The sequence below is a fragment of the Pseudomonas mandelii genome (assembly GCF_006438925.1).
In the GTDB taxonomy this organism is placed as follows: Bacteria; Pseudomonadota; Gammaproteobacteria; order Pseudomonadales; family Pseudomonadaceae; genus Aquipseudomonas; species Aquipseudomonas mandelii_C.
This window is the reverse complement of sequence record NZ_RCZA01000009.1, coordinates 232,710-244,777: the sequence shown is the minus strand read 5'-3', so window position 1 is coordinate 244,777 and position 12,068 is coordinate 232,710. Positions and strand designations below refer to the sequence as shown.

The window sequence follows — 12,068 nt, the reverse complement described above, 5'->3', positions numbered from 1 at the left end:
TGACGTTAATCGTGGTTATTGCTGACCAACGATCGATTTCCAGATACTAAAACGCCGCTCGATTGAGCGGCGCTTAAGTTTACTGCAACGAATCAGTCACGCACGTAAATGATTTCCGGACCGTCTTCGTCATCCACATCTTCTTCGTCCCAATCATCGTCCCCGATGTCGTGGACCGACTTCACGCCGCTACGGCGCAGGGCACGCTGGTCATCCAGGGCCTGCAGCTGAGCACGGGCTTCGTCTTCGATGCGCTGATCGAGTTCGGCCAATTCTTCTTTGTAAACCGGGTCGTTAGCCAAGCGATCAGCACGATCTTCCATGTAACGCATGATGTCGTGGCAAAGACGCTCGGTGCCCAGCTTGGAGATGGCCGAGATCACGTAGACCGGACCAGTCCACTCCAGGCGATCAACGATCTCCTTGACGCGCTCATCGTGCTCTTCTTCAAGGATCTGGTCGCACTTGTTCAGCACCAACCAACGATCACGCTCAGCCAGGGATGGGCTGAACTTGGTCAGCTCGCTGACGATCACTTCCGCAGCATCCGGGGCGCTGGCATCATCGAGCGGCGCCATGTCCACGAGGTGCAGCAGCAGACGCGTACGCGACAAGTGCTTGAGGAAGCGAATCCCCAGGCCTGCGCCATCGGAAGCACCTTCGATCAGACCCGGAATGTCCGCAACCACGAAGCTTTTCCAGCGATCGACACTGACCACACCCAGGTTCGGCACCAGCGTGGTGAACGGGTAGTCGGCGACTTTCGGCTTGGCGGCCGACACCGAACGAATGAAGGTACTTTTGCCAGCGTTCGGCAAGCCCAGCAGGCCGACATCAGCCAACACCTTCATTTCCAGCTTCAGATCACGCGCCTCACCCGGCTTACCCGGAGTGGTCTGACGCGGAGCACGGTTGGTACTGGATTTGAAACGGGTGTTACCCAGACCGTGCCAGCCGCCGTGAGCCACCAGCAGTTTCTGGCCAGCCTTGGTCAGGTCGCCGATCACTTCCTGAGTGGCGGAGTCGATGACGGTAGTACCGACCGGAACACGCAGGACCAGCTCTTCACCTTTCTTGCCGGTGCAGTCAGTGCTGCCGCCGTTGGAACCACGCTCGGCATCAAAGTGCCGGGTGTAACGGTAGTCCACCAGGGTGTTGAGGTTTTCGTCGGCGATCATGTAGACCGAGCCGCCATCACCACCATCACCGCCGTTCGGGCCGCCGTTTTCAATGAATTTCTCGCGACGGAAGCTCATGCAACCGTTGCCGCCGTCACCGGCCTTTACTCGAATCGATACTTCATCAACAAACTTCATAACAAAACGCCTCTCGTCATACGGACGAGCCGAAAAACACTAAGACATAAGACTCTTGCAAAAATGAGCGCAGCGACCTCAATCAACGACCGCAAATCCAGCGCTGGAGCCCATCACAAACAGCTTTGCAAGAGACTCACCCCACAAACGAAAAAGCCCCGTCGCGAGACAGGGCTTTTCCAGCAACTACGTAATTATGCCGCGACGACTTCAGTCTTCGGGATAATGCTCACGTAACGGCGGTTGAAAGCGCCTTTTACTTCAAACTTGATCACGCCGTCGATTTTAGCGAACAGAGTGTGATCTTTACCCATGCCAACACCGTAACCGGCGTGGAATTGGGTGCCGCGCTGACGCACGATGATGTTGCCCGGAATGATAACCTGGCCGCCATACATCTTCACGCCAAGGCGTTTGGCTTCTGAGTCGCGACCGTTACGGGTACTACCACCAGCTTTTTTGTGTGCCATGAGTCAATTCTCCTAGTGAGGAATTAGGCTGAAATTAAGCCTGAATACCGGTGATTTTGATCTCGGTGTACCACTGGCGGTGGCCCATACGCTTCATGTGGTGCTTACGACGACGGAACTTGATGATGCGGACTTTATCGTGACGACCTTGGGAGATCACTTCAGCCACAACGGTAGCGCCTGCAACAACTGGAGCGCCGATGTTCACGTCATCGCCATTGGCGACCAACAGAACGCGATCAAAAGTAACGGATTCGCCGGTAGCGATTTCCAGTTTTTCGATCTTCAGGTATTCACCTGGGGCGACCTTGTATTGCTTGCCACCAGTAACAATTACTGCGTACGACATGGTATTTCTCCGATAATCCTGCTCACCCAGCTCTTTATAAGAAGAGGTATTGGCTGGCATGGCTGCATAAGGCTGGAAGGCCTGTTTGCAATTGCGTAAGGCAGGTGCTGCCCAGGAAGTTCAGGGTGCGCGATTGTACGCAAGCTACCGAGGCTATGCAAGAGGCCGTCCATCGTACCTTGACACCCGTCGACGCGGGTCCTAGCATGCCGCGCAACCCTTCTGGAGCAACTGTCGCTGATGCAACCCCAAGCTTTCTACCGCGCGGTGGCGGACGATTTTAGCGCCGTCGACGGCATCATCAAGAAGCAGCTGACTTCCCGAGTGCCGCTGGTATCGAAAATCGGCGATTACATTACCTCGGCTGGCGGTAAACGCCTGCGCCCTCTATTAGTTTTGCTGTGTGGCAAGGCTCTGGGTCGCGAAGGCGATGACCTGCGCCTGCTGGCCGCGACCATCGAGTTCCTGCACACCGCGACCCTGCTGCATGACGACGTGGTCGACATGTCCGGCATGCGCCGTGGCCGCTCGACCGCCAACGCCATGTGGGGCAACGCCCCTAGCGTGCTGGTGGGTGACTTCCTGTATTCGCGGTCCTTCGAAATGATGGTCGAACTGGGCTCCATGCCGGTGATGAAAATCCTTTCGCAAGCCACGCGCATCATCGCCGAAGGCGAAGTGTTGCAGCTGTCCAAGGTCCGTGACGCCAGCACCACTGAAGAAACCTACATGGAAGTCATCCGCGGCAAGACCGCGATGCTCTTCGAAGCGTCGACCCACAGTGCTGCAGCGCTCTGCGAAGCTACATCGGAACAGGCAGAAGCTCTGCGTACGTTTGGTGATCACCTGGGTGTGGCTTTCCAACTGGTCGACGACTTGCTGGACTACAAAGGCGACGCCGAAACCCTGGGCAAGAACGTCGGCGACGATCTGGCCGAAGGCAAACCGACCCTGCCGCTGATCTACACCATGCGCGAAGGCACGCCGGAGCAGGCTGCACTGGTGCGCAAGGCGATCCAGAAAGGCGGCATCGAAGACCTGGAAAGCATCCGCGAAGCCGTGGAAGCGTCTGGTTCGCTGGATTACACCGCCCAGCTGGCCCGCGACTACGTGGCCCGCGCGATCAAATGCCTCGACGCGCTGCCCGCCAGCGAATACCGCGATGCGCTGGTCGAGTTGAGCGAGTTTGCGGTCGCTCGTACGCACTGATTTTTACAGCAAGATCAAAAGATCGCAGCCTTCGGCAGCTCCTACAGGCGCACACAAAACCCTGTAGGAGCTGCCGAAGGCTGCGATCTTTTGCTGCCAGCTCCCTCCTCCGACAAAACCCTATACAATGTGCGCTTTTTAGCGATCCTGAATCCAAGGAGCTTTAGTGAGCACGTTGCCACCCTGCCCAAAATGTAATTCCGAATACACCTATGAAGACGGCGCTCAGCTGATCTGCCCGGAGTGCGCCCACGAGTGGTCCGCCGGCGGCGAAGCCGAAGCAGTGTCCGATGACACCGTGAAAAAGGATTCGGTCGGCAACGTCCTGCAGGACGGCGACACCATCACCGTGATCAAGGACCTCAAGGTCAAAGGCACGTCGCTGGTGGTCAAGGTCGGCACCAAGGTCAAGAACATCCGCCTGTGCGATGGTGATCACGACATCGACTGCAAGATTGACGGCATCGGCCCGATGAAGCTCAAATCCGAGTTCGTCAGAAAAGTCTGAGCCTGCTGTCTTCCATCCCGCGCCCGGCGTGGGATGGTGCTTCACCCTCCCCCGCTTCGCCCAACAATCCCTCGCAATAGCCAAACGCCAGCGGTTTTGACCTTACGCAACCTTCGCCCTTAAAAAAACACAAACCGCCAATAGGTCCTTGCTATTTGATGAATAAGAATTATTCTCATTAAAACCAATCAATGGAGATGAGACCCATGACTTATTTGATCGATGCCTGGCTGGACCGCCCACACCCTTACCTCAGGATCCTGCATCGGGAAACCGGGGAAGTCTGTGCGGTGCTTGAAGAAGAAGCCTTGAGCGAGCTGCAGGATCAGGGTGATCTGGACGTCAACGGCTTGAGTTCCAGCGAGCCGGTGGTGCTCAAGGAACTGGTGCGCAATCTGTTTCTGTTCTGCTATGCCCGGGCATTGCGCCCGACAAGCGAACTGCACCACAAGATCGAAATATGAAAATCAGCGCAAAAAATTGTGGGAGCGAGCCTGCTCGCGAAGGCGGTGTGTCAGACAACATCAGTGTTGAATGTCAGACCGAATTCGCGAGCAGGCTCGCTCCCACATTAGCCCGATGTGATATCGAGCCGGGTCTTACAGAACGTCGAGCAGTTCGACGTCGAATACCAGTACGCTGTGCGGCGGAATGCTGCCAACGCCTTGAGCGCCGTAAGCCAGTTCGCTCGGCACGTACAGACGCCATTTGCTGCCGGCGTTCATCAGTTGCAGGGCTTCGGTCCAGCCAGCGATCACGCCGCCAACCGGGAATTCTGCAGGCTGACCACGATCGTAGGAGCTGTCGAACACAGTGCCGTCGATCAGGGTGCCGTGGTAGTGGGTGCGCACTTGATCTTCACGGGTTGGCTTGGCGCCTTCACCCTGAGTCAGCACTTCGAATTGCAGGCCGGAAGCCAGGGTGGTGATGCCATCACGCTTGGCGTTTTCAGCCAGGAATGCCAGGCCTTCGCCAGCAGCGGCTTCGGCTTTGGCAGCGGCTTCAGCTTGCATGATTTCGCGAATAACCTTGAAGCTCGCGGACATTTCTTCCTGACCCACACGGCTTTCCTTGCCGGCGAAAGCGTCGGTCAGACCCGCCAGGATCGCGTCCAGGCTAACACCTGGTGGCGGGTTGTCGCGCAGTTGATCGCCCAGCTGACGGCCAATACCGTAGCTGACGCGGGTTTCGTCGGTGGACAGATTTACTTCGGACATGACACTGCTCCGCTGTGCGGACGGCCCTGGAACTTGCCGTGCGTACACAGCGCGTCCCGGAGCGCCCGGAACCAAAAGGGCCAGCAGACTAGCACAGATGTCATTGGGTTGATGAGAGCCGTCAGTGCTGCCACGCGATTGGTACCTTCAGGCTTCCCTCGGAGCTAGCACCGAGTCCACACATCTCGTCATGCACCGAAACGTGTACAAGGTTGAACGGCAAGCTGGGAAAGGCATGAAGCACTTCACGTGCATGCTCGACCGACCGCAAATGAAACATCTGGCCGCGGGCATCACTCAATGGGTACGCCGCGCCATGCATCCGCGCTTCCAACAGGTAGATCCCACCTTCCATTGAAATCAGATTGAGCTCATCGACCTTCCCTGCGATGGCATAAGCATTCAACTCTTGCAGGTTCATGAACACACCTCACACAGTGGCGAGCCAAGATCCTTACAGGCATAGGCCTCGGCGCATCAAAGTACAAGCCACAAACAACACCGCCCGTCTGTTTCGCAACAGACAGGCGGTTTGGTATAGCGATAAAAAGCGATCAGTGCTTGGTCAGCTTATCCAGATAACCCATGGCAAACGCCGAAATCACGAAGGTCATGTGGATGATGACGTACCACTTCAAATGCTCGGGATCGACGTTCTTGGCGTCCATGAAAATCCGCAGCAGGTGGATGGACGAAATGGCCACGATGGAAGCGGCCACCTTCATCTTCAATGAAGAGGAATCCATGGTGCCCAGCCAGTTGAGCTTTTCCTTGTCGTCGTCGATGTCCAGTTGGGAAACGAAGTTCTCGTAACCGGAAATCATCACCATCACCAGCAAACCGCCTACCAGCGCCATGTCGATCAGCGAGAGCAGCACCAGAATCAGATCCGACTCGGCCATCGAGAACACGTTAGGGATGACGTGGAACACTTCCTGGAAGAATTTCAGCGCCAGGGCCAGCAGCCCAAGGGACAGACCGAAGTAGATCGGCGCCAGCAGCCAGCGGCTGGCGTACATTGCATTTTCGATAAAGCGTTCCATTAAATCTCACACAAGGCCTGGAAATGGCCGCGAGTATAACAGCCGCCCGTTACACCCAGAAACCATTGGGAAATCCGCAACCTGCGCGTGTGTGACAAGGTTTTTCTGCTAGTGTCCAAAGCATTGACAGCTCAGCGACATCGGACAGGAAGACGGGAAATGGATGTGCGATTGCCTTTGACGAGCGCCGGAATTTGCCTGGCTTTGCTGATGAGCGCCTGCTCACCCAGCGATGAGAAGCGCCAGGTCAGCCTCGAGGAAAAGACGGCGCAGTTCGAGAAGTCTCTGGATGCGATTCAGGACCCAAAACTCAAGGATGCCGTGGCTGAACTCGGCGGCTCACTGTTGTTGCTCGAGCGTGCGCAACTCAAGCTCGACAGCAAACCGGTGGAAACAGAATATGGCGAAGACGCCCTCGCCGTCCTAAAGCACTATCCGACGCCCCAGGCCTTGGTCGACACGTACATCAACGGCTTGTTCGTGCTGCACAAAGATTCCAGTTCCGACTACCTGACCGATCTGCAACCGGTGTTCCCCTTCAGCTTCAACATTCCAGTCGCGTTTCTCTTTCCCCATAATCTTGAATGGCAATCGGTGACCTTGAGCAACAAACGCGTCATCCCGTTTCAGCCGGAATGGTCAGAAACCGATCCTGGAATTCAACTGAGCCCATCGAGCTCAAACCTGACCAACCCCGAAGACCTGACGGTGACCTATCCATTCATCGACGGCCTGGACGTGGACAAAAAGAACCAGCCACAACCGGTGAGTCTGCAAGGCAAGGTGGAAGTGATCGCTCCGCGCCGACTCTACAGCTTCGACCTGACGAAAAAGGACGTTGGCCAGACTCGCACCAACGACAACCTCAGCGTCACCCTGCTGAACCTTGCCAACAACTACGCCGAAATCGAATTCAACAACAGCGCACCACTGGCCCCCGAAGTCAGCGAAACACCCGTGAACCCGCTGATCGTCCAGGCCAAGGACAGCACCGGGCAATTTCTCGCGCGCTCAGGCTCGATCAACGAAACCTCTGCACAAATAGCCTTCTATCAAAAGCAATTGGCGAAAATGCAACAGCAGAAAGCCTGGAGCGAGAGCTTCGAGAAACAGATCGATGAAGAGCAGCGCGCCTTTGAGAAGCAGCAGAGCCACCATTATTCAAAGGTGTACTTCAACGGGCCGATCGAAGCTCTTGAGGTCAGCGTACTGGACTATTCAACCGCCACGGTGACCCGCAAGGACCTGAACCTGCCGGTACTTCGCTTCGACCCACACACCACGCAAAAGACCATCCAGCCACTGACGCCGCCGGTGGTGGTGTACGACGATCAGGCCCCGACCTGGCTCAAGGGCGCCACTCTTGGCGAGGAACAACTGAAAAAGAGCGTCAGCATCAGTCAGTCGGTCGAAGACCCCAGCGCCGCGCGTATCGAGTTCGATCACCCCAAAAGCTTCAATGATGAGCTGCTCGGCACCTCCTTCAGCCCCGGTGACAGCCCGGTCAGTTTCTTTACTGAGGACGGTAACGGCAAACGCGATGGGCCGATCGAATTGCCGCCAGAGGCTTATCAGGTCGATTCCCTGCGCGGCATCATCACCTACGACTTGAACCTGTTTCCGGAAACCCCGGCTTTCGCGGTGGGCTCCATGCCGCTGTTTCTCGCCACCGTCGAAAAGAAAACCATCGACGCCCACCAGTTGCCCAAAGGCCTGGCGCTCAAAGGCAATACGCTGGTGGTTGATCTGAAGCAGTTTCCCGCCCAGGACTGGCGTTTCTTCGCCAAGGACGATAGCGGCAATTATCTGAAGGAGATTCTTTCGGTCAGCCACGATGCGAGCGCAGAAGGCCCGGCATTATTGGGGGTGCATTACTTCTACGGGCAGCCTGCCCGCCTGGAAACCTATCAACGAACCGATCTCTCCACCGTGCAATATGGCTTCGAGGTCAAACTCGACAAGGCGGACACGTCCAACCTTGCTCAATAGCCTGTTCAGTGCTCGGGCCGAAACTCGAAACCTCCAGGGTTGCGGCAGCGGCCACCATTGATTTCCCGCAGCTGAGCTTGCAGGTGCAGGCACCAGATTTGCGGATCATCGGCCAGTTCATACCCGTGCAGGGTGAGGCTTTCAACGATGGTGTCGAGGATCGACTCAGCCACAAAGGGACCATGAAACGGGCCCTGGGCTTTGATGGCAGAAGGTTGTTCGCCGGCCATTCCGGCGGCGAAGAGCAAGGTCCACATGCCCGTATCCCCCGCCAATGGGCGGATGGCACACTCGATACGGGTCACAAGGCCCAGGCATTGACGGGTGAGGCAGAGGTTGCGCGACATGGCGGCGACCCTCGGTAGAGCCGGTATTCAGCCCCCACGGGAGGGCTGTCTCGATCCAGTGATTACTGTCGATATCCTTGACCTGAGAATAGAGGAAAAGTCTGACTAGCACGTCAAGTGAGACCAGAAGGCGCCGAATGGTCATTGTGTGAATATTGACGCCAGACTGATGGCACTTTTTCGGAGTGCGCCGGATACAAATGTGGGAGCGAGCCTGCTCGCGAAAGCGGTGTGTCAGGCGACATTGACGTCAACTGGCACTCCCTCTTCGCGAGCAGGCTCGCTCCCACAGTGGATCTATCTGATCCTCAAATTGTTTCTGTATCAGGCGGGCTTGGTTTCCAACAAGGCTTCCTGCGCCATCTCTTTCTCGGCGTCCTTGAGGTCCTCTTCGCTGATCATTTCTGCGATGACCCGCAAGCGTTCCACCACCCGCGCGTTAACGCTGCCTTCAGGGAACTGGCCATCGGCGTCCGGCGCACCGGCCGGCTCGCCGACCAACAGGCTCAAGGCTTCATCAGCCTGGCGCACGGCGTAGACGTGGAACTGCCCGGCGCGCACCGCCGTCAGCACTTTCTCGTCGAGCATCAGCGTGGCAACGTTGGCGTGGGGAATGATTGCTCCCTGCTCACCGGTCAGCCCGCGCGCTTCGCAGAGTCGGAAGAAGCCTTCGATCTTCTCGTTGACCCCACCCACCGCCTGTACTTCACCGAACTGGTTGATCGAGCCGGTGATCGCAAAACACTGCTTGAGCGGGGTTTTCGACAGCGCCGAAATCAGCGTGCAAGCCTCGCCCAACGATGCGCTATCACCATCGACGTAACCGTAGGACTGCTCCAGGGCGATACTCGCGGAAATCGCCAGCGGGAATTCCTGGGCGTATCGGCTGCCCAGATACCCGGTGAGAATCATCACGCCTTTGGAGTGAATCGGCTGGCCAAGATTGACCTCGCGCTCGATGTCGACGATGCCGCTACCGCCCGGATAGACCGTGGCGGAAATCCGCGCCGGTACACCGAACGCCGAGTCGCCGACCTCCAGCACTGTCAGCCCGTTGCATTTACCCACCGCCGCGCCATCCGTGTCGATCAGGATGATCCCGGCCAGCATGTCATCGAGAATCCGCGCCGAGACGCGCCCGGTACGCGTGGCCTTGGCCTTGAGCGCACGTTCGATGTGCCCGGCATCGGTCATTTCGTCACTGGCCAGTTGGCGAATGAAATCCGCCTCGCTGACCAATTGGAACAAATCACCGATCCGCGCCGACAAACGCCCCTGGTGCTCAGCCAGGCGAGCACTGTAAGTCGCCAGACGCGCCACCGCATCGGCGGTCAGCGGCGCCATGCCTTCTTCGGAAGTGCGGGTCTTGAGCAACTGGGCGAATTGCTCCAGGCTTTCGTCGACCATCGGGATGTCTTCGTCGAAGTCCACCAGTACACGGAACATCTCCTGGAAGTCCGGATCGAGGTCCTGCAGCGTGTAGTACAACTGCCGGGCGCCAATGATGACGACTTTGACCTGCAGCGGAATGTGTTGCGGTGTCAGGGTCACGGTGGCGAAACGGCCCATCTCGCCCAGCGGCGATTCCATTTTCAATTTGCGCGATTGCAGCGCGCGTTTGAGCGCATCCCACACGAACGGCTCGCTGAGCATTTTTTCTGCTTCAAGAATCAAGAAGCCGCCGTTGGCGCGGTGCAGCGCACCCGGACGCAACTGTCGATACGTGGTGTAGAGCGCGCCCTGATCGGTGGTGTACTCGATGCGGCCGAACAGGTTTTCGTAAGTCGGGTGCGGCTCAAAGACCACTGGCGCACCGCCGCTGAACGGATGACCGACCACCAGGCTCGGTGCGTATTGCTCTTCCAGCAGCTTGCGGGCGATGGCGTCCGTCTTGCTGTCGTCCACCAGTTGCTCGACCACGGTCTTGAGCAGATATACCTGCATCGCTTGCAGGTAACCGCAAACGCCGGCGTTTTCCGCGTACTTTTCCGACAGCGGCGCGAGCAAGGGTTGCAAGGCCAGGGTGATGGTTTCTTCGTTGAGCTGGCGCAGTAGATTGCTCGACTCACGCTTCCATTGCGGCAGGCTGGCGAGTTCTTCGTTCAGCCGCTCTTCCAGCCATGAAATGTCGTCGTGAAAACGCTCGCGATCGGCTTCCGGCAACTGGGCAAATTCGGCTTCGTCCACAGCTTTGCCTTCGCTCATCGGGGTGAAGGCGATATTGGTGCTGTCGCGGTACAGCGCAACGTCCTTCTCCAGCGCCAGGCGCTCGATCACGTCCAGCGCCTTGTCGTAACGCTGGTTGAAGGCGCGGTCGATGGCGCTTTTCTTCTGCTGGTAGGACGGGTGCTCGAACACGGCCGGAAAAGTCGCCAGCAGGTTGTCGATCAAGCCGTTGATGTCATCGATAAAGGCGCCGGCGGTACCCGACGGCAATTCCAGGGCACGAGGCTCGCGAGGATCATCAAAATTGTTGACGTAGACCCAGTCCGCCGGGGTCTGCAGGCGTTTGCCTTCGGCCTTCAGGTAGCGTTTGACGAACGAAAACCGGCCGGTGCCGGGCTCGCCCATGACGAATACGTTGTAACCGGGGCGTGGCATCGCCACACCGAACTGCAGCGCTTCGACCGCACGTTCCTGGCCAAGCACACCGCGGAAGGGCTCCAAATCATTGGTGGTAGAGAAGCTGAACTGTTCAGCGGAAAACGGACGGGTCAGCGCTTCGGGCGCTAGACGCAAGCTGGCAGCAACAGGATCAGGCATCGGGCTTCCTTACATCAGGCGGGGCAGATAGCGGCATTCTGGCGCTGCCCATACCTCACTTGCAAGGCGCGCCTCTAGCCAAAGCATAGACAAAGCGACATCCCCAGGCGGGCCGGGGCCAAATCAATGTTTTCAATGAATGTTTTGCAAAAAATCACGGAACCCCGGGATCGTGCCTAAACTCCAAACTGCGCGGCTGGATTAATAACTGGCCCACTGGCGCCGGATTGGGCCAGACCCCTTGTCCATTGGTATGCACATAAAGAGAACAAAGCTATGAAACGGATTCTTCTCGGTACTCTCTTCACCGCTGTATCCATCAACGCCATGGCTCAGGCGCCAGGCGGCCCGGATTGCGGTTGGGGCAACATGCTGTTCGAAGGTCAGCGTGGCACCCCGGCTCATTTCCTGGCATCCACCACCAACGGCACTTCCGGCAACGCAACGTTCGGTATGACCTCCGGTACCAACGGTTGCGCGACTAATGCGTCGCTGACCTATGGCGGCAAATCCTGGATTGCCATGAATGGCATGATGAACGAGCTGTCCGAAGACATGGCCAAGGGTCAGGGCGAAGCGCTGACCACTTACGCTGTGGTACTGGGCGTGGCGCCGGAAGACCGTGCGCATTTCGCCGCTGTCACTCATGAGCACTTCCAGCAGATCTTCAGCAAGGCTGACGTGACCGCTGACGACGTGCATACCAACACCCTGGCCGTCCTGAAGAGCGATCCTCGTCTGGCCAAGTACGCCACTCAAGCTTAAGCTCGACCCGCCCGCTCCTTTCGGGGAGCGGGTTTTGTTTTTTGAACCTGGCCCTTTTGGCCTGCCCCTTTGGGTCTTTGTTTCTTTCGACT

13 protein-coding genes are annotated in these 12,068 nt (G+C 57.5%); 5 read left to right on the top strand and 8 right to left on the bottom strand.

The window, feature by feature from the left end; genetic code table 11:
• Positions 1-92: 92 nt before the first annotated feature.
• The 3 genes from cgtA to rplU form a co-directional block, all read right to left on the bottom strand.
• On the bottom strand, positions 93-1,316 hold the full coding sequence (cgtA, locus tag EAH74_RS21845) for an Obg family GTPase CgtA (protein WP_123367774.1): 1,224 nt from the start codon (positions 1,314-1,316) through the stop codon (positions 93-95).
• Between the two features lie 194 nt (positions 1,317-1,510).
• Positions 1,511-1,786: a 50S ribosomal protein L27 gene (gene rpmA / locus EAH74_RS21840; protein ID WP_140681023.1), complete on the bottom strand. Its 276-nt coding sequence runs from the start codon at positions 1,784-1,786 to the stop codon at positions 1,511-1,513.
• Positions 1,787-1,820: 34 nt separating this feature from the next.
• A complete protein-coding gene (rplU, locus tag EAH74_RS21835) occupies positions 1,821-2,135 on the bottom strand; it encodes a 50S ribosomal protein L21 (protein ID WP_003176051.1) in 315 nt (104 codons plus the stop codon).
• A gap of 240 nt (positions 2,136-2,375) precedes the next feature.
• Here rplU and EAH74_RS21830 point away from each other — a divergent pair, with 240 nt between their 5' ends.
• From EAH74_RS21830 to EAH74_RS21820, 3 genes are all read left to right on the top strand, one after another.
• Complete coding sequence (locus EAH74_RS21830; RefSeq protein ID WP_123367773.1) at positions 2,376-3,344, top strand: polyprenyl synthetase family protein; 969 nt, start codon at positions 2,376-2,378, stop codon at positions 3,342-3,344.
• Positions 3,345-3,510: 166 nt separating this feature from the next.
• Positions 3,511-3,852, top strand: a complete 342-nt coding sequence (locus EAH74_RS21825; RefSeq protein WP_123367772.1) for a zinc ribbon domain-containing protein YjdM — start codon at positions 3,511-3,513, stop codon at positions 3,850-3,852.
• Between the two features lie 206 nt (positions 3,853-4,058).
• A complete protein-coding gene (locus EAH74_RS21820; RefSeq protein WP_140681021.1) occupies positions 4,059-4,316 on the top strand; it encodes a PA4570 family protein in 258 nt (85 codons plus the stop codon).
• A gap of 135 nt (positions 4,317-4,451) precedes the next feature.
• Here EAH74_RS21820 and EAH74_RS21815 read toward each other — a convergent pair whose 3' ends face one another.
• The 3 genes from EAH74_RS21815 to EAH74_RS21805 form a co-directional block, all read right to left on the bottom strand.
• On the bottom strand, positions 4,452-5,069 hold the full coding sequence (locus EAH74_RS21815; protein ID WP_046048787.1) for an FKBP-type peptidyl-prolyl cis-trans isomerase: 618 nt from the start codon (positions 5,067-5,069) through the stop codon (positions 4,452-4,454).
• Between the two features lie 121 nt (positions 5,070-5,190).
• On the bottom strand, positions 5,191-5,490 hold the full coding sequence (locus EAH74_RS21810; protein ID WP_123367771.1) for a DUF6482 family protein: 300 nt from the start codon (positions 5,488-5,490) through the stop codon (positions 5,191-5,193).
• A gap of 133 nt (positions 5,491-5,623) precedes the next feature.
• Positions 5,624-6,112, bottom strand: coding sequence for a TIGR00645 family protein (locus tag EAH74_RS21805; protein ID WP_033054284.1), 489 nt, complete (start codon positions 6,110-6,112; stop codon positions 5,624-5,626).
• Positions 6,113-6,271: 159 nt separating this feature from the next.
• On the opposite strand from EAH74_RS21805, the gene EAH74_RS21800 reads away from it, so the two are divergent.
• Complete coding sequence (locus EAH74_RS21800) at positions 6,272-8,101, top strand: hypothetical protein (RefSeq protein ID WP_140681019.1); 1,830 nt, start codon at positions 6,272-6,274, stop codon at positions 8,099-8,101.
• A gap of 5 nt (positions 8,102-8,106) precedes the next feature.
• On the opposite strand, the gene EAH74_RS21795 is transcribed toward EAH74_RS21800, so the two are convergent.
• A complete protein-coding gene (locus EAH74_RS21795; protein ID WP_046048783.1) occupies positions 8,107-8,448 on the bottom strand; it encodes a hypothetical protein in 342 nt (113 codons plus the stop codon).
• Between the two features lie 324 nt (positions 8,449-8,772).
• A complete protein-coding gene (locus tag EAH74_RS21785; protein ID WP_140681017.1) occupies positions 8,773-11,211 on the bottom strand; it encodes a Lon protease family protein in 2,439 nt (812 codons plus the stop codon).
• Positions 11,212-11,487: 276 nt separating this feature from the next.
• Between EAH74_RS21785 and EAH74_RS21780 the strand changes: the two genes are divergently transcribed.
• Positions 11,488-11,976 (top strand): DUF3015 domain-containing protein, encoded by a 489-nt coding sequence (locus EAH74_RS21780; protein ID WP_046048781.1) that lies wholly within the window; start codon positions 11,488-11,490, stop codon positions 11,974-11,976.
• Positions 11,977-12,068: the final 92 nt, after the last annotated feature.